A 25,832-nucleotide genomic window follows, 5' to 3' on the forward strand; every position below is an offset into this window, starting at 1 on the left:
CCATGGCTAAGAAGAGCAAGATTGCTCGCAACGAGCAGCGCAAGGTCATCGTCGAGCGCTACGCAGAGCGTCGCCTCGAGCTGAAGAAGACCCTCGTCGACCCGAACGCGACCGATGAGGCCCGCGAGGCCGCTCGCCTCGGCCTGCAGAAGCTGCCGCGCAACGCGTCGCCGGTTCGCGTGCGTTCGCGTGACGCCATCGACGGCCGCCCCCGTGGCATGCTCACGAAGTTCGGCATCTCGCGTGTCCGCTTCCGTGACATGGCTCACCGTGGCGAGCTGCCCGGCATCACCAAGTCGAGCTGGTAAGCACCCGCTTTTGAAGGGGCGAGGATCTTCGGATCCTCGCCCCTTCTGCGTGTCCGGGAGGTGTGGCCAGCGTCACCGCGCGCTCGTTGCCGCCCCTGCTCGGGAGGAGAACTCACGCTCGGGAGGAGTGATTCCGGGCATCCATCCTCCCGATCCTGAGAAGTCCTCCCGATCCGGTGGTGGACTCGGTCGTCACGCGAGCGGCACCTCGTGCGGGCGCAACCGCACTGGAGGACCCCCGAAATCTGTGACTCAAGTGACGGATGTTGCCCGACACGCTAAGAAAAGACTCCGAAACCCGCGAAATGACGCGGAAATCCGCTTCTTGGTTGGTACATTCGAGGCGGTCGATCTGACCAACGGGGGCTTCCCGAAACAAACAACTGCGACGGATCCTCGTCGCTGGAGGAAGACATGGCTGACAAGTCCATCACCAAGACCGAGCTCGTCGCGAGCATCGCTTCCGCAACCGGCGAGAGCCAGGCCACTGTGTCGCGCGTTCTCGACTCGCTGTTCGGCACCGTCTCCGACGCCGTCGCCAAGGGCAGCAAGGTCTCGATCCCGGGCTGGATCTCGTTCGAGCAGGTCGACACGGCCGCTCGCACCGGTCGCAACCCGCAGACCGGCGCCGAGATCAAGATCCCGGCCGGCAAGCGCGTCAAGGTCACCGCAGGCTCCAAGCTGAAGGCAGCCGTCAAGTAAGACCGCTCCCGCAGCGAGAAGGCCGCCCCTCGGGGCGGCCTTCTCTCGTCTTCGGCACGCGGTATCCGGCTTAGGCTGGAACAGTGAACTCGTACCGTCTCGCTGGCCTGGCGATCCTCGTCGTCAGCGCGGCCGCGGCGCTCGTCGTCGCCCTTGTGGTCGGCGGCGGTGCCGTCCCGCCGAAGCTGCTCGACCCCGGCCCCATCGTCATGTGGGGGCTGCCCGCCGCGAAGCTCATCGCCAACCTCGGGGCCGCCGCCATGCTCGGCTCGCTCGTGCTGGCGCTGTTCGGCCTGCGCAGCGGATCGCGCCCGTTCGACATCGCGCTCGACACAGCATCCATCGGCGCCGCGGTCTTCACCATCGCCTCGGGAATCACCGCCTTCCTCACCTTCATGGCGGCCTTCAACCCGAAGCTCACCGCCGACAACTCGTTCGGCGAGCAGTTCGGCCGCTTCCTGCTGGAGCTGCCCCTCGGCCAGGCATGGCTGATCACCACGCTGATGGGCGCGGTCATCACCCTGCTCGTGTTCGGCTGGCGCAGCTGGACGGGCACCATGCTCACCGCCGTGCTCGCGGCAGCATCCTTCCTGCCGATGGCCACGCAGGGGCACTCCGGTGACGTCGCCGGACACACCGTCGCTGTGAACTCGATCCTGCTGCACACGATCGGCGCAGCCGTGTGGATCGGTGGCCTGATGCTGCTGATCCTGCTGCGTGGAATCGGCGCGAAGAAGAAGTCGGATGCTGATCGCATCGACCTTCCCGTGCTGGTCTCGCGCTACTCGTCGCTGGCGATCGCGGCGTTCGTCGTCGTGGCGTTCTCCGGCATCGCCCGCACGGTCGTCGCGCTCGGCGAGTGGAGCGAACTGCTCTCGCCGTACGGTCTGATCGTGCTGGGCAAAGCCGTGGTGCTGGTCGGCCTCGGCATGTTCGGCGCCTGGTACCGGCGGGCGCTCATCCCGCATCTGACGGGTGAGCGCGAGAAGCGCTCGTTCTGGACCCTCATCCTCGGTGAGCTCGCACTGATGGGCCTCGCGTCGGGTGCCGCAGCGGCACTCGCGCGCACACCACCTCCGATCGGCGAGGAGGCCCCGGCCGTGCAGACCCCGGCCGAGCGCCTCACCGACTCGCCGCTGCCGCCCGAGCTCGACCTGCAGCAGTGGCTGACCGCATTCGACCTCGACATCCTGTGGATCGTCGCGGTCGGCTTCGGCGCCTTCCTCTACATCGCCGGTCTCGTGCGGCTGCGGCGGCGCGGCGACAGCTGGCCGGTGCACCGCACGATCTTCTGGATGTTGGGGCTCGCAGTGCTGCTGTGGGTCACGAGCGGACCAGTCAACGCCTACCAGGAGTACCTGTTCAGCGTGCACATGCTGGGTCACATGATCCTCGGCATGGGCATCCCGCTGCTGCTGGTCATGGGCGCACCCGTCACCCTCGCCCTGCGCACGATCCACAAGCGCGACGACGGCACCCGCGGCGGACGGGAGTGGATCCTGTGGGCCGTGCACTCGCCGTACTCGCGCTTCATCACGCATCCATTCGTCGCCGCGGCGATCTTCGTGCTCTCGCTGTGGGCCTTCTACTTCACCGATCTCGTCCGCTGGGCGATGTACGACCACCTCGGGCACGAGTGGATGATCATCCACTTCCTGATCTCGGGGTACCTGTTCGTGCTGACGCTGGTCGGCGTCGATCCGATCCCGTACCGGCTCCCGTACGCCGGACGCCTGATCACGCTCATCGCGGTGATGGCGATGCACGCCTTCTTCGGCATGGCGATCATGATGCAGGAGGGGCTGTTCGTCGCGGAGTGGTTCGGGTCGATGGGGCGCACCTGGGGTCCGCCCCCGATGGAGGATCAGTACATCGGCGGCGGCATCGCCTGGTCGGTGGGTGAGATCCCGACGCTCATCCTGGCGATCACGGTGGCGATCCAGTGGTCGCGGTCCGACGACAAACTGCAGCGGCGCCGCGATCGGCACGCCGATCGCACGGGGGATGCCGAGCTGGAGGAGTACAACGCCCAGCTCGCGAAGCTGGCCGAGCGCGACGAGCGGCAGACCGCGCGCTGACCGCAGCGGTGCTCAGCTGGGTGAGCCCACCCGGATCGACACCGAGCCGTTCGGCAGCACCTGGATCGTGCCGTTCACCTGGAACGGCACGTCCTCTGCCAGCTCGCGAACCGCTCCGTCGTAGAGCGACTGGATCTCCACGTCGATGTGGGCCATGGCATCCGTCGCCGGAATCGCCCAGCTCGCGCCGTCCGGCACGACTGTCACCTTCGGCTGCGACGTGATCGACCACTTCGGCATCGAGCCGGGCGCGAGCCGGTTCTGCACTTCGAGACCGAACGGGCAGGACGTCGGCAGCAGCACCTCCTGCTTCGCGCAGGTGGAGAGGAACTGCTCGACCTGCTGCTGCACGACCTCGACGAACTTCGCAGTGGGCTGCGCCTGCACATCGACCGGAGTGCTTGCTGAGGCCTTGTCGGAGAGCACGCTGACTCCGGGGGTCGCGGCGATGGCCGAATCCACGGTGACGGAATAGAGCCCCGGCGTCAGCACGAGCAGGTGCAGCGGATCCAGCGGGTCGGGATTCTCCTCATGCGCTGCGACCTGCCGCCGATCGATCGCGAAGCCGTTGACGGCGAAGGTGTCGGATCCGCGCACGGTGAGCTCGATCTCGGCCAGCGGGCTGCGTTCGAACCGCCAGGCAGGCGTGACCCCCACCCAGCCGTCCTGCACCACCGAGAACGTGGTGCGGCCTTCCACTCCGCCCGCCTTGTACGAGACCTTGACCTGGTGGACGCCGTCCTTCTTGATGTCCGAGACGATCTCGATGTCGTCGAGCGGGGCGAGCGCGGCGTGGCGCAGCAGCGCTTCGGATGCTGTGCCGTGGATGCCCGATTCCTGCAGCACCGCGAGGTCGAGAGCCACACCGGGGACCCGCAGCGCGTCAGCCGCTCGTCCGGAGGCGAGCAGGTCGAGGTAGCGGTGCACGAACGCTGAGGGGCTGTAGAACTGCTTGTACAGTGAGGCACCGCCGGCCCCGAGTGCGGCGATGAGCAGGACGCCGATCAGGCCGAGGATGGTGAGGTCGATGCCGAGGCGTGCTCGCCTGCGTGACACCGTCCGCCCCTGCATCATGGCGCTCAGTCTAGGCAAGCGTGCCTGTGATCATGCCGAACTGCGTCGCGAGGGCATCCGCCGGCGACAGCGAACTAGCATGGTTGGGTGTCCGCCCCCGCCCTCTCCGACGAGCAGCAGAAGCTGTTCCGCCTGATCGAGGACACCGACGAGCACGTCTTCATCACCGGTCGCGCCGGCACGGGCAAGTCGACCCTGCTGCAGCACTTCGCCTGGAACACCAAGAAGCAGATCGCGATCTGCGCGCCCACCGGCGTCGCGGCACTGAACGTCGAGGGGCAGACGATCCACTCGCTGTTCCGGCTGCCGATCGGGTTGATCGCCGAGGGCGAGATCGATCAGTCGGATCCCACCCGCCGGATCCTCAACGCGATCGAGACTCTCGTGATCGACGAGATCTCGATGGTCAACGCCGATCTGATGGATGCCATCGACCGGTCGCTTCGGCAGGCCAGGGGCAAGCGGGGCCTCCCGTTCGGCGGGGTGCAGGTGGTGATGTTCGGCGACCCGTATCAGCTGGCGCCGGTGCCGCCGCGCGGCGACGAGCTGCGATACGTGCAGGATCACTACCGCTCGTTCTGGTTCTTCGATGCCAAGGTGTGGACCGGTGGACTTGCCGGCGCCGACGGCGGGATGCTGGATCTCGGCATGCACGGTGCGCAGCTGCATGTGCACGAGCTCGTGCACATCCACCGGCAGTCCGATGACGGATTCAAGGCGATGCTGAACGCCGTGCGCTACGGCCGCGTCACGGCTGAGATCGCCGGCACACTGAACGCGCAGGGCGCACGCACGCCTCCCGTTCCAGAGCCGGGCGAGGTGCCGATCATCACCCTCGCCACCCGGAACGACATCGTCAACAGCATCAACAAGCGCCACCTCGCGGCGCTGGAAGGGCGGGAGCAGACCGCGCACGCCGAGGTCAGCGGCGACTTCGGGCGCGGCGAGGCGAACTACCCCGCCGATGCAGAGCTCAAGCTGAAGATCGGCGCGCAGGTCATGTTCCTGCGCAACGACACGGCGATGCAGGGTGAGCCGCCACGGTGGGTGAACGGGTCGATCGGCACGGTCACGCGCATCCTCGGCGACACGGTGCGCGTCGATGTCGACGGTGACGAGTTCGATGTCGAGCCCGCGGTCTGGGAGCGGTTCCGCTACGCCTACAACCCGGGCACGAAGACGCTCAGCCGCGAGGTGGCGGCCGAGTTCACTCAGTTCCCGCTGCGGCTGGCGTGGGCGGTGACGATCCACAAGTCGCAGGGCAAGACGTACGACCAGGCGATCGTCGACCTCGGCTCAGGGGCGTTCGCCCCTGGACAGACCTATGTGGCGCTGTCGCGCCTGACGAGCCTTGACGGTCTGTATCTGTCGCGTCCGCTGCGACCGAGCGACATCCGCGTCGACGAGGACGTGCGCCGGTTCATGCGCGAGGCGTGGGAGGCAAGACAGGCCGAGAAGGTCGGGAGCTGAGCGGGGCTCGGATGCCGTGGGAGCGGGATTCGGATGCCACGGCTGGCCGGCTCTCAGCATCCGCGCTCTAGACTCGGAAGGTCCATCCCGGGAGAGTCGATACATGCATCTACGTTCGTCGCGCCGCGTGCGCGCTGTCGTCGGCGGCGCCGTCGCGCTCGCCCTGGTCCTGACCGGATGCTCTGGATCGGAGCCCGAGTTCAGCTACACACCCCCGAAGCAGGTCGACGCCAAGCTGTCCGATGACGTCACGGCACAGCTGCAGTCCGCCGTCGACCAGGCGATGGCCTCGTCCGGTTCGACCGGCGCGATCGTCGGCGTATGGGTGCCGTGGAGCGGCCAGTGGGTCGCCGGCGTCGGCACGCAGAGCGGTGGCGACAGCGCCAAGGTGACCGCCGACATGTCGTTCCGCATCGCGGATGTGACCCGGCTGATGACCTGCGACGTGCTGTACGGCCTGGCCGACGACGGCAAGGTGGAGCTGGACGAGCTGGTCACGAAGCACGTCTCGGGTGTCGCCGACCTCGGCGACGCCACACTGCTGGACCTCTGCAACGGCACCAGCGGCGCCGGGTCCTCCGAGGCTTCCGTGAAGGCGAACTGGCTGAAGACCCCGGCACGTGAGTGGTCGCCGCTGCGTCTGGCGAGCTACGGCCTCGGCGTCCCTCGCGGCCCCGTCCACACGGCATACCGCGATTCGGATGCGGGCTACCTGATCCTCGGCCTCGCACTCGAGCGCATCTCCGGCAAGACCGCCTCCGAGCTGATCGCCGAGTACGTCACGACGCCGCTCGGCCTGGCATCCACTGCTCTGCCCACTCCCGTCGCCGCCACGCCGACGCCGGGACCGGCGATGCACGGCAACTACCTGCCGGCCGTCGAAGGCGGATACGACTGCACCGCGCCGATCGACATCACCAAGATGTCGTCGAGCGTCGGCTACACCGACTCCGGCGCGACCTCGACGATCACCGACCTCGGACGCTACATCCAGGCCGAGGCGCGCCAGGCGCTGCGCGCTGAGAAGGCGGAACCGGCCCGCTTCGGACAGCCGCTGCCCTCGTCTGCGAAGGCGCCCAGCTGGTATCAGGCCACCGGCGGCGGCCTGATGGTGGGATCGATGATCGGTCAGCAGGGCTGGGTGCCCGGCTACGCGACGGCTGCGTACTCCGACCCGGCGACCGGCTTCACCGTCGCGGTGACCTTGAACAACTCCTCTGCAGGCAGCTCGATCGCCACCTACCTGGCCTGGCAGCTGGCAGCGATCGCCTCGAAGGCGCCGGCGGCGAAGGGGCAGACCGCTCCGGAGTTCGGCCTGCCGTTCACCGCCGAGCAGTACGGCAAGAGCATCGCCGACGCCGCGATCTGCGCGCCGCCGAAGGAGTGACCCGCAGGGCCTGCATCAGGTCGATCCCCTGATCCGGGCCGGCGTGAAAGGATGGATGGGTGCGTCCGTCTCGTAGAATCCCGCTGCTGCGCGGGTTCGTCGGCGCCACGATCGCGACCTTCGTCGCGCTGGTGTCGCACATCGTGGTGGGCGGCGCGATGCCAGGGATGCTGGGTGTCGCCGTCCCGTGGGTGCTGTCTCTGATGATCAGCACCCTGCTGGCCGGACGCCGTTTGTCGGTGGTCAGGCTGAGCGCTGCCGTAGTCCTGTCGCAGGGTCTGTTCCACGTGCTGTTCGTGCTCGGCAGCTTCAGCCCGCGCGGCGGCTTCGCGCCCCACGTGCACGGCAACGCACCGATGATCCTCGGCAACGGCACTGAGCTGCTTCCTGGCGCGGGGCTGATTCCCGAGGACGCCGGCATGTGGATCGCGCATGCCACTGCGGCCGTGCTCACCATCGTCGCGCTGCACCGCGGTGAGCGGATCGTGCGGGCACTCGCGTCCGTGGCATCCGACGTCGCTCTGTGGCTGCGGCGAGCGGTCCTTGTCGCCGTCCTCGTGCGCCCCTCTGCTCCCTCCGCGCGGCGCTGGGCGCTCGTCGCCGCGCCGCGCCTGCGCGCCCGCCATCTCTCCGCGCTGGGCAGGCGCGGACCTCCGCCGGCTCTCATCTGACTAGCCGCGCGCCGATCCGGTCGCGCGAATCAGGACGCCCTTGAGCGCCCGCACAGATGCAGACGCCGCTTCGCGGCATCCGAAGAGAGGTTTTCCATGTTCCGTATCCGCACCACCCTCGCCGTCGTCGCAGTGGCCGTCGTCGCCGGCCTCGCCATCAGCGCTCCCGCCTCCGCGCACGACGAAGTCGTCGCGAGCACCCCGGCGTCGGGTGAGCAGCTGACCGCCGCCCCCGAGCAGGTCACGCTGACATTCTCGAACCAGCTGCTCTCGCTGGAGGAGAACAGCGGTACAGCCATGACCGTCGAGGACGAGTCAGGCACTGATTGGGTCGCAGGCGCTCCCGTGGTCGAGTCCGACACCGTCACCACGCCGCTCAAGCCGGGCATGCCCAACGGCGCCTACCTGGTCACCTGGAAGGTGGTCTCCAGCGACGGGCATCCGACCTCGGGCGAGTACTCGTTCTCGGTTGCCGCCGCCGAAGTCGCCCCGACCGAGGCGCCGACGACCGCGCCGACCGAGGCGGTCGCGCCGAAGACCGAGCAGCCTCGGCCGAGCGAGACGCCGATCGCCGCACCCGCCGATGACGCTCCCTGGCCGCTGCTGATCGGCCTCGGTGTGCTGTTGCTCGCCGCGGTGATCGTGCTGATCGTGATCGTCGCGCGCAAGAAGCGCCCGGCACCGGCATCCGCCGACGGTGAACCGACCACGGACCCGACGGCCTGACGCCCCGCGCGCCCGCCCCGCGCCCACCCCGCTGAGAAGCCACTTCCCGCATGAGAGACCACGCCAAGCGTGATGTTTCAAACGGGAAGTGGTTTCTCGCGTTGAAAAGAGCGGTTGACGCCACTGTCTGATCATTTGTAATATTATCGGACTGATTGATTTTGCTTATTTGAGGCACGAAACGTCAACAGAAACACAATGGTGTGGGCCTTTTCCGATCCCAGCGAACGGGTGCGCGCCGATCGGAGGAAGTTCTGCATGAAGAAAATGATGAGACTCGGCAGCCTGCTTGTCGGCGCCGTCGTCGTCGGCGGATTGGTGGTCGCGCCGACCGAAGGCGCCCAGGCGGATCAGTCGAACGTGTACTACGTCGACTCCTCAGTCGGCAATGATGCCGACAAGGGCACTTCGCCGAAGAAGCCCTGGGCCTCACTCGAGCGGGTGAATGCAGAGGTGTTCAAACCCGGCGACGAGATCCGATTCCGCTCTGGCGAGTCATGGGCCGGCCAGCTGGCCCCGCAGGGGTCGGGCGCGGAGGGCGAGCCGATCGTCATCGGCAGTTACGGTGAGGGCGGCAAGCCGCTGATCGCAGCCGAGGGGCTCTTCGAGAGCGCCGTGCACCTGTACAACCAGGAGCACTGGGAGATCGGCGATCTCGAGATCACGAACACCGGCGAGGAGCCTGCGACATCGGCGCGCCGTGGTGTGCACATTCAGGGTGAAGATGTCGGAGTCGGCGACAAGACGCAGACCGACCTTGACGAGGTGTCCACTCTCTCGGGCATCCACCTGCACGACCTGTACATCCACGACGTCAACGGGGAGGACGAGAAGGATGCCGACGGCAGTGCCGGCATCCAGGTGAGCGTCAACATCGCCGGGCTCACCGACCAGCAGGAGCCGTCTCAGGGAGACGTGCATCAGCGCACGACGTTCGATGACGTCCTCATCGAGAACAACGTCATCGACACCGTCTCGCGCACGGGCATCATCACGTGGACCGATTGGAAGAACCGCGACGAGCTCGGGGAGGGCATCGGCTACGGCGACAAGGACCTCACGCCGTTCACGCCTCTGACCGACGTGGTGATCCGTGGCAACACCCTCAAGAACATCGGCGGCGACGGCATCACTCCGCACATGACCGAGGATGCTCTCGTCGAGCGCAACCTCGTCGACGGCTTTCACATGACATCGTCGGGCTACAACGTCGGCATGTGGGTCTGGAATGCCGACGGCACGCTGTTCCAGTACAACGAGGTGACCGGCGGCAACACGACCCGCGACGGCAACGCCTTCGATTTCGATCACGGCTCGCGCGGCGTCATCTACCAGTACAACTACAGTCACGGCAACGACGGCGGTGCGCTGCTGTTCTGCGCCGACGGTCGCGCTGGCGGAGTGTACGACGGCATCTTCCGCTACAACGTCAGCCAGAACGACTACTACAAGCTGTTCACCATCTGCGGCGGCGCGAACATGTACAACATCAACGTGCACAACAACGTCTTCTACGTCGGCGCGGGCTTGAACACGACGATGCTCGACGCCCAGGGTGGACGCAACGACATCACACTGAGCAACAACATCTTCTACAACCTCGGTTCGGGCGGCTACACCAGCAAGCCGGGCTGGACGTACGACAGCAACATCTACTTCGGCAACAACACGCCCTCGTCGTCGACGATCCCGGACGCGAATGCCATCACTGCCGAGCCGATGCTGGTCGCTCCCGGCACCGCATCCGGTGTGGATGAGCTGGACGGTTACCGACTCCTCGCAGGTTCCCCGGCACTCGGCACCGGAGCGGCGATCGGTGCGGGGACGAAGGACATCTGGGGCAACGTCATGTCGCAGAGCGCCCCGAATCGCGGCGTGTACGCCGGTGCCGGCGAGCTTGCAGCATCCACCGGGAATCTCCTGACGAACGCCGGCTTCGAGTCGGGGCGCTCGGGGTGGACATGGTGGAACGGCACTGTGGTCCGCGGCGAGGCGCACACCGGTGTGAACGCCGCCCGCATCGCCGGCGGGCAGGGTTCTGTCGAGCAGACCGTGACCGGCTTGAAGTCGAATACGACCTATACGCTGTCCGGGTCGGTTCGCACCGAGGGCGGAGAGATCCGGGTGGGGGTGAAGGGCCACGGCGGCCAGGAAGCGCATGTCGTCGGCGACTCGGCCGAATACACGCAGGTGTCGCTCGAGTTCACCACCGGTGCCGACGCGACCTCGGCGATCGTCTACCTGTACAAGGCGACCCCGGGCAACACCGCCTTCGGCGACGACTTCGCGCTGACCGAGGTCGACCTCGTGGCACCGGCCGCACCGCACGTGGCGCCGTTCGCCGGCAAGGTGTCGCGCACCCCGACGTTCACGGGCACGGGCGAGCCCGGTGCGAGCATCGAGGTGACCTTGGGAGGGCGCGCCGTCGCCGCCGGCGTCGTGGCCGCCGACGGCACCTGGAGTGCAACCGCCGACTCGCAGCTGCGTCCGGGCAAGCACCGTGGCTCGGTGACGCAGACGGACGCCGCAGGCAACGTGTCACCGGCAACCGGCGTCTCCTTCATCGCGGTTCCCGACGCCGCGTTGAAGAACGGCGGCGACGACTCCTGAGCCACCCGCTGAGAAACCACTTCCCGCACGAGAAACCACGCCTGGCGTGATGCCTCAAGCGGGAAGTGGTTTCTCGCAGTTACGGCGGGGCGGAGGCATGGCCGGCGCGGCGGGAGAGAATGGGGGGATGAACACCGCCGAGACCACGCACACGTTCGACGCCATCACCCAGGACGACCTGCGGCGGGCCGGCAGTGTGAAGTGGACGCGGTTCCCCGACACGATCGGCACCTTCATCGCCGAGATGGACTTCGGGGTCGCCCCGGCCATCTCGCAGGCGATCACTGAAGCGCTCGCCGACGGGCTCACCGGATACCTGCCGAAGCCCAAGGCCGACGCCCTGCAGGCGGCGACGGCACGCTGGTACGCCGAGCACTACGACTGGAATGTGCCCGCAGCCGACGTGCGCCTGGTCTCGGACGTGATCGTCGCGTACGAGTTCGCCATCACGACCTACACGCAGCCCGGCGCCGCGGTGATCGTGCCGACACCGGCGTACATGCCGTTCCTCGACGTGCCGCAGCGCCACGGACGCCGCGTCATCGAGGTGCCGAGCGTCGAGATCGACGGACGCTGGACGATGGACCTCGACGCCGTCGCCGCCGCATTCGCCGATGGCGGCGAGCTGCTCGTGCTGTGCAACCCGCACAACCCGCTTGGCACAGTCGCGACGCGCGACGAGCTGCTCGCGATCGCGAAGACGGTGTCGGATGCCGGTGGCCGGGTGTTCTCGGACGAGATCCACGCGCCGCTCGTCTACGCCCCGGCCACGCACATCCCATACGCGTCGGTGTCGGATGCTGCCGCAGCGCACACGCTGACTGCGACGTCCGCATCGAAGGCATGGAACCTGGCGGGCTTCAAGTGCGCGCAGCTGATCCTCTCGAGTGACGAGACCCGCGATGCCTGGGAGGCGGACGGCGGTTGGGCTGGTCATGGCACGGCGACGATCGGCGTGCTGGCACAGCTGGCCGCGTACACCGGTGGGGAGCCGTGGCTGCAGGAGGTCACCGCGTACCTCGACGGCAACCGCCGCGAGCTCGCCGAACTGGTCGCCGAGCACCTGCCCGGCGTGAAGGTGACGATGCCGGAGGGCACCTACATCGCGCTGCTCGACTTCCGCGCGACGGGGGTGACGGGCGACCTCGGCGCGTGGTTCCGCGAGCATGCGGGCGTGTCGATGACCGATGGCGCCGCATGTGGCCAGGCGGCGATCGGATACACGCGTTTCGTGTTCGCGACGCCGCGGCCGATCATCCGCGAAGCGATCCTGCGCATCGCGCGGGCACTCGAGGCCCGCGCGGCGGTGTGAGGGTCCCTGCCGCGCGCCGTTCGCGCGCTGGCGGGGAGCCAGATGTCGGTGATGAGGGCCGGATGACGGGCATTTGGCTCCCCGCAACCGGCGCGGGGTGCGCGGGATCAGCCATGAGCCGACTTCACCCCAAGCCCTGGGTCGCCCAGATCGTCAGCAGGGCGGTGGTCGTCACCAGGATCCACAGGATCGCGCCGAGCAGCAGCGGCCGCAGGCCGGCGCGACGCAGCGCCGGGATATCCGTCGAGAGCCCGATGCCGGCCAGCGCCATCGCGATGAGGAACACGCTCGCCTGCACGAGCACGTCGCGCGGCCCGTCCGGGATGATGCCGGTCGAATTCACGACGGCGACGATGAGGAACCCGATCAGGAACCACGGCACGAGCTTCGCGATCCGCTTGGCGTTCATCGGCTTGCCGTCGTCGTGTTTCCACGCCTCGATCACCGACAGCCCGATGCTGATCGGGATGATCATCAGGGTGCGCACGAGTTTCACCACGACGGCGAACCCCAGCGCTGCAGTGCTGTAGACGCTGGCTGCGGCGACCACCGAGCTGGTGTCGTTCACCGCCGTCCCGGTGAGCAGCCCGAACGTGTGCGGGTCGAGGTTCAGCGCATGCCCTAGGAGCGGGAACAGGATCACCGCGAGGATGTTGAACAGGAAGATCGTCGACACCGCGTACGCGACCTCTGCCCCGACCGCGCCGATCACCGGAGCGACGGCGGCGATGGCGGATGCCCCGCAGATGCCGGTCCCGACACCGATGAGGGTGGTCAGCCGGCCCTCGATGCGCAGCATCCGACCCAGCGCCCACGCCGCCACCAGGCAGACGGCCAGCGTCGTCAGCATCACCGGCAGGGACTCCAGCCCGACCTCGGCGATGCTGGTCAGCGACAGCTGCGCGCCGAGCAGGACGACGGCCAGCTGCAGCAGGAACTTGCCCGAGTACTGGATGCCCGGCTGCAGCCGTCCGTCGAGGCGGGCGAATCCGGTGCCGGACTCGTCGCGCTCCAGCATCCGACCTCGCACGAGCGACAGCAGCACCCCGATGACGATGGCAGGCACGGCCGAGCCGAGCACCGGAACGACCGTGCCGATGCCCGTGGAGATCAGGGCGATTCCTCCCGTGAGGAGCACGCCGGGCAGCACGTCACCGCCTCGTCGGGTGAGCCGGGCGGGCAGGGTCTGAGCGGGTGAGAACTGCACCATTCCAGCATTCGCGGTGTGTGCGCAGCGCAGTAGAGGGCAGCCGTCGATAGGGGTACAGGTCTGGACTGTATCCTGGGCTGCATGAAGGACGTTCCTGAGCTGGCTGCGCTCGAGCTGCTCGTCGCCGCGGTGCGAAGCGGCTCGATCTCGGCCGCGGCTCGTGAGGCCGAGGTGGCCCAGCAGTCGGCGTCGATGCGGCTGCGCAACATCGAGCGGATGCTTGGACTCGAACTGCTGCAGCGCACCACCCGCGGCGTCGAGCCGACGGCCGCGGGGGAGACGGTCGCGGCGTGGGCCGAAGAGGTGCTCGCGGCCGCTGAGCGGTTCCGGGTCGGGGTCGAGATGCTGCGCGATGAGCGTCGGCGTGAGCTCACCGTCGCCGCGAGCCAGACCGTCGCCGCGCACCTGATGCCGGCATGGCTGGTCGCCCTGCGCGAGCGGCAGGTGCGCGAGGGCCGCACGCCGACGGCGGTGCGTCTCATCGCGGGCAACAGCGAAGAGGTCGCGACGCTGGTGCGCGACGGTGCCGCTGACCTTGGTTTCATCGAATCGTCGGCGCTTCCAGAGCGGCTCTCGCGGGTCGCCGTCGGAGTAGATGCCCTCGTGCTGGTGGTCGCTCCGGGGCATCCGTGGGCCACGGCGGGGCCGATCGCGATGTCGGATGCTGCGGATGCGGCGATCGTGGCTCGCGAAGCGGGCAGTGGCACCAGGCAGACGTGGGAGGACGCGGTGCGCGCGCGCCTGGGGCGCGAACCTGCCGAGCCGATTGCAGTGCTGCCGACCTCGGCGGCCGTGCGCTCCGCGGTCGCGAACGGGCTGGCACCTGCGCTGCTTTCACGTCTGGTGGTGGCCGATGACCTGCAGCTCGGGCGGCTGGTGGAGGTGCCGATCGACGGGTATCCCGTGTCGCGGCCGATCACGGCGCTCTGGCGTGGCGGTGTGCGCGACCTGGAATCGACCAGCCGAGACCTGATCGAGGTCGCGACGGGCGGCTGAGGCCGGGTCGTTGCCGTGCCTCGCGTCTGGCTAGTTCGCGTGGCGTATGGTCGCTTCAAGGTGGGGGATGCGGCCAATTGGCCATCCGATGTGGGCTCGTAACGATGTCAGTGGCCGCGCGTAGCGTCGCCGGTGTGACAGAGACCTCCGTTGTGGAAGAGAGTGATGCACTCGCCGGGCTCGACGCGGCACAGCTGCAGGCCGTCGAACACGGCGACGGCCCGCTCGTGATCGCGGCGGGAGCGGGTACGGGCAAGACCCGTGTGCTGACCTCGCGGGTCGCGCGACTGCTCGAGGCGGGGGTCGCGCCTGAGCGGATCCTGCTGCTGACGTTCACCCGGCGGGCGGCCGCATCGATGATCTCGCGGGCTGCCGCGCTGTGCGGCGATGCGCAAGCGGCGCAGCGGATCGCCGGTGGCACGTTCCACGCCGTCGCGCACCGGATCATCGCCGAGCACGCGCAGCACCTCGGGCTCGCGGATGTCACCGTGCTCGACCCGGACGATGTGATCGACCTTCTCGACCTGCTGCGCAGTGAATTCGGACTCGACGGTGCTGCTCAGGACGGTGCTGCGGCGAAGCGCCTGCCGACGACACGCACGATCGCCGACATCTGCTCCCGTGCGATCAACACCGGCACACCCGCACGGAAGGTGATCGACGAGCAGTTCCCTTGGGCGCTGGAGCATGCGGATGCCATCCTCGCCCTGCTGCGGCACTACAGCATCCGAAAGCGCGAGCGCGGTCTGCTCGACCTCGACGACCTGCTCATCGCATGGCGGGCGCTCGTGCGCGACCCGGACGTCGGGGCGCGCCTGCGCGCGCGGTGGGACTGGGTGCTCGTCGACGAGTATCAGGACGTCAACAGCCTGCAGGTCGACATCGTGCGCGGTCTCGCCCCGGACGGCCGCGGGCTGACCGTCGTCGGCGATGACGCGCAGGCGATCTACGGGTTCCGCGGCGCGAGTGCCGGGCATCTGCTCGACCTTGCGGCGGCGTTCTCGGATGCCACGCTGGTGCGACTGGAGCGCAACTTCCGCTCCACGCAGCCGATCCTCGATCTCGCGAACGAGGTGCGCCCTGGCGAGCTCGGGCTGCGGCTGCGCGCGGACCGGCCCGATCCGGGCATCCGACCGTCTCTCGTCGTCTGTCGCAACGCGGATGACGAGGCGCGCACGGTCGCCGATCGCATCCTCGCGGCGCACGCCGACGGCATGCCGCTGCGTGAGCAGGCCGTGCTGATGCGCACCGGGTCGCACAGCGCGCTGCTCGAGGTCGAGCTGAAGGTGCGGAACATCCCGTTCCACAAGTTCGGGGGCATCGGGTATCTCGAGACCTCGCATGTGCGTGATCTGCTGGCGAGCTTCCGGGTGGTGCTGAATCCGTCCGATGAGGTCTCCTGGTACCGGCTGCTGACGCGGCACCGTGCGATCGGCAAGGTGTCGGCCCGCTCGCTGGCGGGGATCCTCGCCGACGGTGGCATCGATCGGGCGTCGGATGCTGTCGCCGCAGCCCCCGCGAAGGCCCGCACCGGTCTTGCGACCACGCTGTCGCAGCTCGGTGCGGTGGATTCCACGACGACGGTTCCGGAGCTGGTGGAGGCGTGCCGCGGGGCGGTGGATCCTCTGCTGCGGGCGCACTATCCGGACTGGCAGCGCCGCATTACCGATGTCGACGGCATCGCCGAGGCAGCAGCCCGGCAGTCGGATCTGCGGTCGTTCGTCAGCGAGCAGGCGATCGATCCGGTGAACGTCGCCGGCGACTGGGCGAAGAAGCCGCACCTCGACGAGGACTGGGTGACGCTGTCGACGATCCACTCCGCGAAGGGGCTGGAGTTCAGCTCCGTGCACGTGATCCGCTCGTGCGATGGCGCGATGCCCTCCGACATGGCGCTGTCGTCATCCGCGGGGCTGGTCGAGGAGCAGCGGCTGTTCTATGTGGCGCTCACGCGCGCCCGCGACACGCTCGACGTTTACGCCCCGTCCCGGCTGCCGACGCACCCCACGTCGTTCCTCGCCCGACATGTGATCGCGAAGCCGAGCCGGTTCCTGACCGAGGCTGCCCGAGGGCTGATGGATGCCGTCGACACCAGTGCATCCGACGAGCGCGTGCTCGAGCCAGTGGGGGCGCCGGCGATCGCGGGGCCGCGCGTGCGGCTCGACGAGTTCGATGACCTGTTCGCTTAGATGCTCGGGTTCTTTCAGCCGATCAGGCGACGTTCGGCTTCTTCGATCAGCGTGGCCGTCTCGCGCAGCGCGACGTCGCGATCGTGAGGTGTCAGGAGCCCAGCTCCGTACTGGCTCTCCGACTTGAGGCTGATGAGGCGAGCAGATCAGCGACCTCGAGGTACTTTCTCCCGATGCGCAGACGAGCCCGGCCGGCCGCAATGTCGGAAACTCGGGTGGAGAGCTTGTTCGGGGTCAACTCGATGCCTTCCGGTTCAGCAGGACGCTCGGGTCGTCTCCGATGAGGCGGAGCCCGTCATCCCGCCAATTCTGGACAATCGGCTCCCCCGTAGCGATGAGCTCCCTGACCTTCCGGGCCGTGAAGCTCAGGACCTGCAGGCTATTGCCTGTCCATCGCCCTACGTCGTCTGCGGTAGCTCCCGCCTGTGTCCGCCATTCGTCGGAGCGGGGATCGACGGTGTCTGCCACGATCACAGCGAGGTCGATGTCGCTGTGATCGTCCGCCTCGCCCCGGGCGAATGAGCCGAAGAGGAACGCGTGCAACGGTGGAGGATCCAATTGCTGCAGACGCTCGCGTAGTCTGCCCACAAGGCGGACCCTCGCGTCAGCGGCGGCCAGCACCGCATCGACGAGCACGTGGTCGTGGTTCAGCGCGTAGAGATGGCCGGTTGCCGCCGGGAAGGCGTTGACGAGGCCATGCTGGACGAGTCGGTTGAGTACTGGCAGCTGTCCTGCGCGTGTTCCGCGCGAGCTGGCTCTCCAGATCGCCGACGCGCTCTGCGGCTGCTCCGAGCGGGCGAGGACTTCAAGCACGGCGGAATCGAGGCTCGGGATGAGCGTGCGAAGCGGCGAGCCGAGATCCATCATTCAAGCCTGCAGAAATATCGTCATGTTGTCAACTATTTCTGCAGGTTCCCCAGCGGAAACCGCCGCTCCCCGGCATCCGACCCCGCTCAATCCGACTTCGTCTAGTTCAGTGCGGACGTCAACCGCGCCAGCCCATCGAGGAAGGTCGATTTCGCCGGTTCACGCTCCCACTCCGCCAGCGTGAGCTCGCGGCCGAGGGTGCGGTACTTCTCCTCGACCTCGCGCATCTGCGCCACGAACGACTCGCCGCGCACCATCATCGAGATCTCCGCGTTGAGGCTGAACGAGCGGATGTCCATGTTGCTCGAGCCGATCACGGCGACGTCGTCGTCGATCGAGAAGTGCTTGGCGTGCAGGATGTACGGCGCCGGATACAGGAAGATCCGCACGCCGGCGCGCAGCAGCGCCGAGTAGTACGAGCGCTGCGCGTGATAGACGAGGCCCTGGTCGCCGAGCTCCGAGACGAACAGCTGCACGTCGAGTCCCCGCTGGCACGCGGTGGTGATCGCGTACAGCATCGCCTCGTCGGGAACGAAGTAGGGGCTGGTCAGGATGACCCGTTCGGTGGCGCCGTGGATGAGCGAGAGGAACAGCCGCAGGTTGTTCTCGGTGCCGAACGTGGGGCCGCTCGGCACGAGCTGGCAGCGCAGGTCGCCGGCGCGAGGGATGTCGGATGCTGCGACGCGTTCGTCCACGAGATCCTCGCCGGTCTCGATCAGCCAGTCCACGTGGAACACGGCATCGACCTGCGCGACGACCGGACCTTCCACGCGCGAGACGAGCTCGTGCCACATCAGCCCGCGCTTGATGTTCTTCTCGGCGTTGTAGTCGCGCGAGATGAGGTTCTGCGAACCGACGAACCCGACCACTCCATCGACGACGACGAGCTTGCGGTGGTTGCGCAGATCCGGGCGCTGGTACTCCCCCTTGAACGGGCGCACCGGCAGCATCCACGACCACTTCACGCCGATCCGGTCGAGCTCGGCGAACGTCTCGTCCGACTTCGGGATCTTGCGCGAGGCGATGTAGTCGGCGAGCAGACGCACCGTGACGCCGCGCTGCACAGCATCCTCCATCGCCTTCAAGAACTTGCGGGTCGTGTCGTCCCACGCGGTGATGTAGAACGCGATGTGCACGTACTTCTGGGCTTGGTCGATCGCGTCGGCCATCGCGTCGATCGAGCCCTGGTAGTCGTCGATGAGCGTCATCGCCGCGCCGTCGACCTCGGGCATCGCGGTCAGGTCATGGTTCTGCTCGACGACGCGCTGGAACCAGCGCGGGTCGTCGGCCTGGGTGTCCGGCGTCGTCTCGCCGAGCACGGCGGTGATGCGATCGCGCTCGCCGCGGCGCTTCTTCGGCAGCAGGAAGTTGCCGATCAGCAGATACAGAGCTATGCCGAAGAACGGCACCAGGAAGATCAGCAGCAGCCATGACATCGCCGCTGTGGGCTTGCGGTCGCGCGGGATGTAGATCAGAGCGATGATGTTGATCGCGAACACGACGAGGACCGAGATGATCCAGATCAGGTTCGAGGAGAGCAGAGCAGTCATGCGGGATCCTTCAGACGGTGATGACTCAGTGTGGCACGCCGCAGGGCGTGTCCTATGGTCGGATCATGGCGGATCTGCGGGTGGCGTTCCTCGGTGGTGGCAACATCAACGGCGAGCTGCGCGGCATCGTCGAGCACGCGCGTCCGTACGACGTGGCGGGCACGTTCGGTCGGGGCGACGAGTTGCCGTCGGCCGCGGACATGGACGTCGTCGTCGAGGCGGCGACGCAGGATGCCGTGCGCGAGCGGGTTCCGTCGCTGTTGGATGCGGGTGTCGACGTGATCCTGCTGTCGGTGGGGGCGCTGGCGGATGCTGACCTGCGGGCGCGACTGTCGGCGCCGGACGGCGCCGCCGCGGGCCGTGGCATGCTGATCGCCTGCACCGGAGCGATCGGCGGGCTGGATCAGGTGCGGGCGCTGCGCGCGGCTGGCACCCTGCGGGCGGTGTCGATCGAGAGCCGCAAGCAGCCGGGCGCGCTGATGCAGCCGTGGATGGATGCTGAGCTGCGCGAGCGGCTGACCGAGGGAGACACCGAGATCGTGCTCGCCGACGGGCTCGCGGCCGAGGTCGCCCAGCAGTTCCCGTCGTCGGCGAACGTCGCGGCCGCGCTCGCGCTGGCGGCGGATGCCTGGGACACGGCGATCGCTCGGATCGTGGCCGACCCCGCTGCGACGCGTACGCGGCACGAGATCCGGGCGTCGGGGGAGTTGGGCGAAGTGCGCGTGGTGGTGGAGAACGCGCCGTCGGCGGAGCGGCCCCGCTCGAGCGCCGTGGTCGCGTGGGCCGCGCTGCGCGCGCTGGACGACTACGCCCGACTGCGCGGCTATGACGGGGTCGACGGGGTGGCATTCCTCTGAGTGCAGGCGTCAGCGGCGCCTCGTCAGGGAAGCGGATGCAAGAGAGCGAACCGCTCGCAGAGAACCGCCATGTCCGTCGCCCAGCCCCGGGAGCTCTCGGAGTGCTGGCGCCAGAAACGCTCATGGATGTCTCGCCAGGCGGTCAGCGTGCGGTCGCCTTCGCCCTCCGCGTTGGCGTGCTCAGCGGTGACCTGGTCGAACGGCACGATCGCCACCGAGGTCGTGCGGATCACCGCCCGCGGGGCGCCAGCGCCGTCGAGGATGACGCTGAGGTCGCCGACCTCGGGCATCCGCTCGCCGCTGGCCTCGTAGTCCCACACCGATGATGCGGTCCCGGTCTTGATTCCGGTCAGGACGAGGTCGAGCAGCCCGTCGGCATGCTCGGGCGTGGCCCCGAAGGCCCAGGCCTCGGGCACGTCGGCGGGCAGTGCGGGAATCTCCGCGCGCACGCGGTGCCAATAGGTGCTGAGGGCGTCAGTCGTCATGGTTCTCCTGAAGTGGGGGAAGCATCAGTGCACGAACGCCTTGAGAATGACGAACACGATGCCGAACGAGGCGGTGGCGAGCGAACCGAGGATCCTCACCGGGATGCTGCTTCCCCGGCGGAGGAAGGCGACGTAGCCGAGGAATGCGAGGATGATCGTGCCCGACCAGAGCGCCACGTCGTTGGCGATGTCGTCGGAGATCACGCGGGTCGTTCCCAGCAGCAGGATGATCGCCGGGATGGCCGCGGACGTCAGCATGCCGAAGGAATGACGCACTGACTGTCGAATCGCCGTGCGCACGCCGATCCCCTTGTTGTCGACCCCGGCGCCCATGCGGGAGACCGCGCCCGCATAGACGTGGGCTGCCCAGAACACCAGCACGGTCACGGCGACCGTGACGAGTACGACCACGGATGTCTCGCCGTGCGCGGACGAGACCGCGATCAGTCCGCTCACCAGGATCGTGCCGTACACCGCGGCCTCGGTCCCGAAGCCCGGCTGAAGAACGCGGTGCGCAAGAAGGACCTTGTGCTCGTTTGGTGAAGGCTCCATGTGATTGAGCCTATTCGCCTACGGTGTGGAGGGACTGACGGGAATCGAACCCGCGCTATCTGCTTGGGAAGCAGAAGTTCTGCCATTGAACTACAGTCCCGAACGCCTCGCGGCGTCTGGCCAGCATAACAAAGTCGAGCGACTCGCGATCACGACCCACCCAGCGATGTACGCCACGCCCCGGATGTCATCCTGCAGGCGGACGCGCCACCGGCATCCGAAAAGTAGCGTCGAAGACATGATCACAGCAGAAGGTCTCAGCAAGCGCTACGGCGACAAGCTCGCCGTCGACGACGTGTCGTTCACGGTGCGCCCGGGCAGCGTCACCGGATTCCTCGGGCCGAACGGCGCGGGCAAATCGACCACCATGCGCATGATCGTCGGCCTCGACCGGCCGACCGCCGGCCGCGTCACAGTCAACGGGCAGAGCTACGCCCACCTCCGCGCACCGCTGACCGAAGTCGGCGTGCTGCTGGATGCCAAGGCAGTGCACACCGGGCGCAGCGCGCGCAATCACCTGCGTGCCATGGCCGCCACCCACGGCATCCCGACCTCTCGCGTCGACGAGGTCATCGAGATCACCGGGCTCGGCTCTGTGGCTGGCAAGCGCGCCGGCGGCTTCTCGCTCGGCATGGGCCAGCGCCTCGGCATCGCGGCTGCCCTGCTCGGCGACCCGCACACCCTGATCCTCGACGAGCCGGTCAACGGCCTCGACCCCGAGGGCGTGCGCTGGGTTCGCCAGTTCGTGCGACACGCAGCATCCGAGGGACGCACTGTGCTGCTCTCGAGCCACCTCATGAGCGAGATGGCGCAGACGGCCGACCACGTGATCGTGCTCGGCCGCGGCAAGGTTCTCGCTGACGCGCCCCTCCCCGAACTCGTCCGCGCGTGGACCACCGCGCGGGTGCTGGTGCGCAGCCCCAGGGCCACCCAGCTCGCCGACGTCCTCGCGGGTCCTGACGTGGAGATCGTCGCCACCGACGCGTTCACGCTCGATGTCACCGGCCTGCCGGCATCCCGCATCGGTGATCTCGCGTTCGAGCGCGGAATCCCCGTGCACGAACTCACCCCCGCCAGCGGCTCACTCGAAGACGCCTACCTCGCCCTCACCGGCGAAGCCGTCGAGTACCGCACCCGCGCCGTCCCGCAGGAGGGCGCCCAGCTCGAGGAGGCCCGCGCATGACCGCCATCCAGGCCCGCGCCACGCACCTGCCCGTCAGCACCATCCGCCTCACCTTCCCCCGCCAGCTGCGCAGCGAGCTGATCAAGCTCATGACCGTGCGCGGCACGTGGTGGTCGGTGGCGATCGTCGCCGCCCTCAGCATCGGGCTGGCCTTCCTGGCGACCATGACCATGTCGCCTCCGTCCGACGTGATGATGGCCGTCGTCGCACCAGTGCAGTTCACGATGCTGCTCGCAGGCATTCTGGGTGTGATCTCGGTGACCGGCGAGTACTCCACCGGCATGATCCGCTCCACGCTCACCGCCAACCCGGTGCGCGGGTCGGTGCTGGTGGCGAAGTCGATCGTGCTCGCGGTGTTCATGTTCGTCGTCTCGCTCGTGATCCTGCTGGCGTCCGCGATCGCGATCACCCCGCTCGCCGCCGCGAACGACATGGCCGTGCAGTGGTCGGATCCCGCGCTGACCCTGGTGCCGATCCTGTCGGCCGCCGGCGCCATGGCGCTGTTCGCCCTGCTCGGCGTCGGGCTCGGTTTCCTGCTGCGCTCCGGCGCCGCTGCGATCGCCACGACCGTCGGCATCCTGTTCGTGCTGCCCATCATCGTGATGGCGCTGGCCAGCCTCGCTCCTGACGTGCAGTGGCTGATGAGCGTCGGCGATTACCTGCCGTCAGCGGCCGTGCAGTCCGCGATCATGCCCGCAGAGGGCTACGGACTCACCCGTGGCGAGGCATGGGTGACGCTGGTCGCCTGGCCAGGCATCACGCTGCTGGGTGCGTGGGCAGTGCTCCGCGGGAAGGATGCCTGACACTCAGCCGCACACAGAAGCCCGGGTCATGAGACCCGGGCTTCTGGCGTACGCGTTACGCTGAACACGTGCTTCTCAGCGACCGCGACATCAGGGCAGAACTCGCATCGGGCCGCGTCGGGCTTTCACCGTTCGACGACACGATGGTGCAGCCCTCCAGTGTCGACGTGCGCCTGGATCGGTACTTCCGGCTGTTCGACAACCACAAGTACCCGTACATCGATCCGTCCGAGGATCAGCCCGAGCTGACCCGCCTGATCGAGGTCAAGCCCGACGAACCGTTCATCCTGCATCCCGGCGAGTTCGCCCTCGGCGCCACCTTCGAACAGATATCCCTTCCGGACGATGTCGCCGCACGACTCGAGGGCAAATCCTCACTCGGGCGCCTCGGCCTGATCACGCACTCCACCGCCGGTTTCGTCGACCCGGGGTTCACCGGTCACGTCACGCTCGAGCTGGCGAATGTCGCCACCCTGCCGATCAAGCTGTGGCCGGGTATGAAGATCGGCCAGTTCTGCTTCTTCCGCCTGAGCTCGCCGGCCGAGAACGCCTACGGTTCCGGCCCGTACGGCAACCGCTACCAGGGGCAGCGCGGCCCCACAGCATCCCGCGCATTCCAGAATTTCCACCGCACCGACGTGAGCACGACCGATGCGGGAGCGATCGGAGGCTGACATGTCCAACCCTGTCGAAGGCGAACACGAAGAGGCGACCGAGCCCGCGTCGCCCGAGACAGGGCCGCTCGACGCAGGGCAGGCCCCGCCCGAAGCGGCGGTGTCGGATGCGGCGGTGTCGGATGCCATCGACGAGGCCACTGCGCTCGCCGACGCCGCACCCCTCACCGAGAGTGACGTCGCCGATGCGGTGATTCCGGATGCGGTGATTCCGGATGCGGTGATCCCCGCCCTCGACCTGCCGGAGCCCGAGATCCCCGAGCCCGTTCTGCCCGCCTCCGCCCTGGCCGAGCCCGTGATCCCGCCGGCGCCGGCATCGGATGCTGTAGACGCAGCGACTGATTTCTCCGGGGGCTCAGGTGTGACAGCATCCGACTCCACGGAACTCGCCGCACCGGCCACGCGAGCCGAGCGCCGCGCGCTGCCGAGCGTGGACTCGCTGCCGGAGCCGGCCCCGATTCCGCGTGACCCGGCAGTGGTGCCGCCCGTCTCGGGCGCGACGATGGGCGGGTACCGGGGTTGGACGATCGCGATCTTCCTCATCCTGATCGTGCTGCTGATCGCGGCCGTCGCGACGGTGATCGTGCTGGCGACCAGCGGTGCCAATCCGTTCCCGACCGCCGCAGCCGCCGTGGGATGGATCCCGCTGGTTGTATGAAGTCTGAACCGGCGTTATCCATCCCGGGTGGGGTGGCGGTGGTGGCCCGGGGTGGATTCTGCTGGTTCGGGGTGGGCTGGACCAGTTGATGGCATCCCGCGACTGGGGTGGACCCGGCGGCAGGCCCGGGATCGCGCCCGGACGAACGGTCGGATGCCCCGGACGCGCGGTCGGGCGCACCTGCCGCACGGCGACCAGGCTGGAAGCATGACCGTCTCCGCGCCCTTGCCCACTGTCGCCACTCAGAAGACACGCATGCCGTACGCGGCGCTGCTGACGATGATGGCGATGAGCTTTCTGCTCGTCAGTGCGGAATTCCTGCCGAACGGGGTGCTCACCGAGATCGCCGCAGAGCTGAGCGTGACGCCAGGGCAGGCAGGGCAGCTCGTCACAGTCACCGCGTTCGCCGGACTGCTCGTCGCGCCCACGATCGGGCTGGCGCTGCCGAGGCTCGACCGGCGCACGCTGCTGGTGTGGATGGCCGTGCTGGCCGCGATCTCGAATCTGGTCGTCGCAATCGCCCCGAGTCTGCCGCTGATGCTGGTCGCCCGAGTACTGCTCGGCGCGGCGCTGTCGGGGTTCTGGACCATGTCGATCACGGTCGCCGCGCGCATCGCCGGCCCCGAGCGCCTTGGCCGGGCGGTGATGTTCACCTCGGCGGGAACCTCGCTGGCGACCGTCGCCGGGGTGCCTGTGGGAGTGATGCTCAGCCAGGTGCTGGACTGGCGCGGCGTATTCGGGATCGCCGCTGCGGTGACGGCGCTGCTCGCGATCGGGCTTCGGATGCTGCTGCCGTCGGTGCCCGCCGAGAACGCGGCCCGGATCTCGATCCTGGTCGAGACGCTGCGCCGCCCCGGGATCGGTCTCGGCGTCGTCGGCCATGTGCTGGTGATCTTCGGCCATGCTCTGGCGTACACGTACATCCGCCTCGCGTTGGAGCGGGTGCAGGCAGACGGAGTGGCGGTCGATGAAGGAACCATCATCGTGCTGCTGGCGGTGTTCGGCGTCGGCGGCTTCATCGGCAACATCGTCATCGGCGTCGGCATCGACCGCACCTACCGGGTGCTCGCGGTCGCCACCCCGCTGGTGATCGCGCTGGCGCTGATGCTCATCATCGTCGGCGCTGGGTCGCTGTGGACGGTGGGCGCTGTGGCGTTCGTGTGGGGATTCTTCTTCGCCTCGTGGCTGCTGATCGTGAACACGTGGGTCGGTCACCGCATGCCCGACCGGCTCGAGGCAGGAGGCGGACTCATCGTGGTCGGCTTCCAAGCGGCGATCATGCTCGCGGCGGGGGTCGGCGGAATGCTGGTGGACGCCATCGGCATCGAACTCGCCTACAGCGTCGGCGCCGCGACGTTGGTCGTCGGAGCCGTGCTGTTCGGGCTGTCGGATCGGGTGTCTACGCGCCGATAGCCGGATGCCACGGGTCTCGGTTGGGGATCACAGACGATTTGGTCTGTGCGCTGCGTGTCG

23 protein-coding genes and 1 tRNA gene are annotated in these 25,832 nt (G+C 68.1%); 17 read left to right on the forward strand and 7 right to left on the reverse strand.

The features are described 5' to 3' along the window. Positions 1-2 precede the first annotated feature (2 nt). The 3 genes from rpsN to MNR00_RS00815 all read left to right on the forward strand — a co-directional run bounded on the left by rpsN (position 3) and on the right by MNR00_RS00815 (position 3,088). On the forward strand, positions 3-308 hold the full coding sequence (gene rpsN, locus MNR00_RS00805) for a 30S ribosomal protein S14 (protein ID WP_241927273.1): 306 nt from the start codon (positions 3-5) through the stop codon (positions 306-308). A gap of 414 nt (positions 309-722) precedes the next feature. Then, a complete protein-coding gene (locus MNR00_RS00810) occupies positions 723-1,010 on the forward strand; it encodes an HU family DNA-binding protein (protein ID WP_087129650.1) in 288 nt (95 codons plus the stop codon). 83 nt (positions 1,011-1,093) lie between these two features. Beyond that, on the forward strand, positions 1,094-3,088 hold the full coding sequence (locus tag MNR00_RS00815) for a cytochrome c oxidase assembly protein (RefSeq protein ID WP_241927274.1): 1,995 nt from the start codon (positions 1,094-1,096) through the stop codon (positions 3,086-3,088). 12 nt (positions 3,089-3,100) lie between these two features. On the opposite strand, the gene MNR00_RS00820 is transcribed toward MNR00_RS00815, so the two are convergent. Continuing rightward, positions 3,101-4,162, reverse strand: a complete 1,062-nt coding sequence (locus tag MNR00_RS00820) for a hypothetical protein (protein WP_241927275.1) — start codon at positions 4,160-4,162, stop codon at positions 3,101-3,103. Positions 4,163-4,249: 87 nt separating this feature from the next. On the opposite strand from MNR00_RS00820, the gene MNR00_RS00825 reads away from it, so the two are divergent. From MNR00_RS00825 to MNR00_RS00850, 6 genes are all read left to right on the forward strand, one after another. Continuing rightward, positions 4,250-5,632 carry an AAA family ATPase gene (locus MNR00_RS00825; protein WP_241927276.1) on the forward strand — a complete coding sequence of 461 codons (1,383 nt, stop codon included), beginning with the start codon at positions 4,250-4,252 and terminating at the stop codon, positions 5,630-5,632. 103 nt (positions 5,633-5,735) lie between these two features. Further along, positions 5,736-7,019: a serine hydrolase domain-containing protein gene (locus MNR00_RS00830; RefSeq protein ID WP_241927277.1), complete on the forward strand. Its 1,284-nt coding sequence runs from the start codon at positions 5,736-5,738 to the stop codon at positions 7,017-7,019. Between the two features lie 59 nt (positions 7,020-7,078). Further along, entirely contained in the window at positions 7,079-7,690 is a 612-nt protein-coding gene (locus MNR00_RS00835) for a hypothetical protein (RefSeq protein ID WP_241927278.1), read from the forward strand. A gap of 96 nt (positions 7,691-7,786) precedes the next feature. Then, positions 7,787-8,416, forward strand: coding sequence for a copper resistance CopC family protein (locus MNR00_RS00840; RefSeq protein WP_241927279.1), 630 nt, complete (start codon positions 7,787-7,789; stop codon positions 8,414-8,416). A gap of 258 nt (positions 8,417-8,674) precedes the next feature. Continuing rightward, positions 8,675-11,026: an Ig-like domain-containing protein gene (locus MNR00_RS00845; protein ID WP_241927280.1), complete on the forward strand. Its 2,352-nt coding sequence runs from the start codon at positions 8,675-8,677 to the stop codon at positions 11,024-11,026. Positions 11,027-11,153: 127 nt separating this feature from the next. Beyond that, positions 11,154-12,338 (forward strand): aminotransferase class I/II-fold pyridoxal phosphate-dependent enzyme, encoded by a 1,185-nt coding sequence (locus MNR00_RS00850; protein WP_241927281.1) that lies wholly within the window; start codon positions 11,154-11,156, stop codon positions 12,336-12,338. Positions 12,339-12,462: 124 nt separating this feature from the next. Here MNR00_RS00850 and MNR00_RS00855 read toward each other — a convergent pair whose 3' ends face one another. Then, on the reverse strand, positions 12,463-13,548 hold the full coding sequence (locus MNR00_RS00855; RefSeq protein WP_241927282.1) for a putative sulfate exporter family transporter: 1,086 nt from the start codon (positions 13,546-13,548) through the stop codon (positions 12,463-12,465). An 81-nt stretch (positions 13,549-13,629) separates the two neighbouring features. On the opposite strand from MNR00_RS00855, the gene MNR00_RS00860 reads away from it, so the two are divergent. Then, entirely contained in the window at positions 13,630-14,544 is a 915-nt protein-coding gene (locus MNR00_RS00860) for a LysR family transcriptional regulator (protein WP_241927283.1), read from the forward strand. Positions 14,545-14,678: 134 nt separating this feature from the next. Continuing rightward, complete coding sequence (locus MNR00_RS00865) at positions 14,679-16,730, forward strand: ATP-dependent helicase (protein WP_241927284.1); 2,052 nt, start codon at positions 14,679-14,681, stop codon at positions 16,728-16,730. Between the two features lie 234 nt (positions 16,731-16,964). On the opposite strand, the gene MNR00_RS00870 is transcribed toward MNR00_RS00865, so the two are convergent. Further along, on the reverse strand, positions 16,965-17,594 hold the full coding sequence (locus MNR00_RS00870) for a nucleotidyltransferase domain-containing protein (protein WP_241927285.1): 630 nt from the start codon (positions 17,592-17,594) through the stop codon (positions 16,965-16,967). Positions 17,595-17,698: 104 nt separating this feature from the next. Next, positions 17,699-19,147: a cardiolipin synthase gene (cls, locus tag MNR00_RS00875; protein ID WP_241927286.1), complete on the reverse strand. Its 1,449-nt coding sequence runs from the start codon at positions 19,145-19,147 to the stop codon at positions 17,699-17,701. Positions 19,148-19,212: 65 nt separating this feature from the next. Between cls and MNR00_RS00880 the strand changes: the two genes are divergently transcribed. Then, positions 19,213-20,004 (forward strand): aspartate dehydrogenase domain-containing protein, encoded by a 792-nt coding sequence (locus tag MNR00_RS00880; protein ID WP_241927287.1) that lies wholly within the window; start codon positions 19,213-19,215, stop codon positions 20,002-20,004. Between the two features lie 23 nt (positions 20,005-20,027). Here the strand turns inward: MNR00_RS00880 and MNR00_RS00885 are convergent, their stop codons facing one another. The 3 genes from MNR00_RS00885 to MNR00_RS00895 all read right to left on the reverse strand — a co-directional run bounded on the left by MNR00_RS00885 (position 20,028) and on the right by MNR00_RS00895 (position 21,141). Further along, a complete protein-coding gene (locus MNR00_RS00885; protein WP_241927288.1) occupies positions 20,028-20,489 on the reverse strand; it encodes an ASCH domain-containing protein in 462 nt (153 codons plus the stop codon). A 24-nt stretch (positions 20,490-20,513) separates the two neighbouring features. Further along, positions 20,514-21,041: a hypothetical protein gene (locus MNR00_RS00890; RefSeq protein ID WP_241927289.1), complete on the reverse strand. Its 528-nt coding sequence runs from the start codon at positions 21,039-21,041 to the stop codon at positions 20,514-20,516. 26 nt (positions 21,042-21,067) lie between these two features. Then, positions 21,068-21,141, reverse strand: a tRNA-Gly gene (locus MNR00_RS00895). 138 nt (positions 21,142-21,279) lie between these two features. Between MNR00_RS00895 and MNR00_RS00900 the strand changes: the two genes are divergently transcribed. From MNR00_RS00900 to MNR00_RS00920, 5 genes are all read left to right on the forward strand, one after another. Then, the gene (locus tag MNR00_RS00900) at positions 21,280-22,224 is read left to right on the forward strand and encodes an ABC transporter ATP-binding protein (RefSeq protein ID WP_241927290.1); all 945 of its coding nucleotides are present in this window, start codon (positions 21,280-21,282) and stop codon (positions 22,222-22,224) included. Then, on the forward strand, positions 22,221-23,027 hold the full coding sequence (locus MNR00_RS00905; protein ID WP_241927291.1) for an ABC transporter permease subunit: 807 nt from the start codon (positions 22,221-22,223) through the stop codon (positions 23,025-23,027). The genes MNR00_RS00900 and MNR00_RS00905 overlap by 4 nt, the downstream gene beginning before the upstream one ends. Before the next feature lie 68 nt (positions 23,028-23,095). After that, positions 23,096-23,701 carry a dCTP deaminase gene (gene dcd, locus MNR00_RS00910; RefSeq protein WP_241927292.1) on the forward strand — a complete coding sequence of 202 codons (606 nt, stop codon included), beginning with the start codon at positions 23,096-23,098 and terminating at the stop codon, positions 23,699-23,701. Position 23,702: 1 nt separating this feature from the next. After that, positions 23,703-24,359 (forward strand): hypothetical protein, encoded by a 657-nt coding sequence (locus MNR00_RS00915; RefSeq protein WP_241927293.1) that lies wholly within the window; start codon positions 23,703-23,705, stop codon positions 24,357-24,359. A gap of 207 nt (positions 24,360-24,566) precedes the next feature. Beyond that, complete coding sequence (locus MNR00_RS00920) at positions 24,567-25,772, forward strand: MFS transporter (protein WP_241927294.1); 1,206 nt, start codon at positions 24,567-24,569, stop codon at positions 25,770-25,772. Positions 25,773-25,832 lie beyond the last annotated feature (60 nt).

The sequence above is a fragment of the Microbacterium sp. H1-D42 genome, assembly GCF_022637555.1.
Lineage (GTDB): Bacteria > Actinomycetota > Actinomycetes > Actinomycetales > Microbacteriaceae > Microbacterium.

Bases quoted from the DNA above. Each gene is read 5' to 3' on its own strand.
- MNR00_RS00845 (WP_241927280.1), top strand. From the start codon at position 8,675: ATGAAGAAAATGATGAGACTCGGCAGCCTGCTTGTCGGCGCCGTCGTC.
- MNR00_RS00820 (WP_241927275.1), bottom strand. From the start codon at position 4,162: ATGATGCAGGGGCGGACGGTGTCACGCAGGCGAGCACGCCTCGGCATC.
- MNR00_RS00915 (WP_241927293.1), top strand. From the start codon at position 23,703: ATGTCCAACCCTGTCGAAGGCGAACACGAAGAGGCGACCGAGCCCGCG.
- MNR00_RS00905 (WP_241927291.1), top strand. From the start codon at position 22,221: ATGACCGCCATCCAGGCCCGCGCCACGCACCTGCCCGTCAGCACCATC.
- MNR00_RS00855 (WP_241927282.1), bottom strand. From the start codon at position 13,548: ATGGTGCAGTTCTCACCCGCTCAGACCCTGCCCGCCCGGCTCACCCGA.
- MNR00_RS00810 (WP_087129650.1), top strand. From the start codon at position 723: ATGGCTGACAAGTCCATCACCAAGACCGAGCTCGTCGCGAGCATCGCT.
- MNR00_RS00900 (WP_241927290.1), top strand. From the start codon at position 21,280: ATGATCACAGCAGAAGGTCTCAGCAAGCGCTACGGCGACAAGCTCGCC.
- MNR00_RS00870 (WP_241927285.1), bottom strand. From the start codon at position 17,594: ATGGATCTCGGCTCGCCGCTTCGCACGCTCATCCCGAGCCTCGATTCC.
- MNR00_RS00860 (WP_241927283.1), top strand. From the start codon at position 13,630: ATGAAGGACGTTCCTGAGCTGGCTGCGCTCGAGCTGCTCGTCGCCGCG.
- MNR00_RS00885 (WP_241927288.1), bottom strand. From the start codon at position 20,489: ATGACGACTGACGCCCTCAGCACCTATTGGCACCGCGTGCGCGCGGAG.
- MNR00_RS00880 (WP_241927287.1), top strand. From the start codon at position 19,213: ATGGCGGATCTGCGGGTGGCGTTCCTCGGTGGTGGCAACATCAACGGC.
- MNR00_RS00830 (WP_241927277.1), top strand. From the start codon at position 5,736: ATGCATCTACGTTCGTCGCGCCGCGTGCGCGCTGTCGTCGGCGGCGCC.
- MNR00_RS00890 (WP_241927289.1), bottom strand. From the start codon at position 21,041: ATGGAGCCTTCACCAAACGAGCACAAGGTCCTTCTTGCGCACCGCGTT.
- cls (WP_241927286.1), bottom strand. From the start codon at position 19,147: ATGACTGCTCTGCTCTCCTCGAACCTGATCTGGATCATCTCGGTCCTC.
- rpsN (WP_241927273.1), top strand. From the start codon at position 3: ATGGCTAAGAAGAGCAAGATTGCTCGCAACGAGCAGCGCAAGGTCATC.
- MNR00_RS00850 (WP_241927281.1), top strand. From the start codon at position 11,154: ATGAACACCGCCGAGACCACGCACACGTTCGACGCCATCACCCAGGAC.
- MNR00_RS00920 (WP_241927294.1), top strand. From the start codon at position 24,567: ATGACCGTCTCCGCGCCCTTGCCCACTGTCGCCACTCAGAAGACACGC.
- MNR00_RS00840 (WP_241927279.1), top strand. From the start codon at position 7,787: ATGTTCCGTATCCGCACCACCCTCGCCGTCGTCGCAGTGGCCGTCGTC.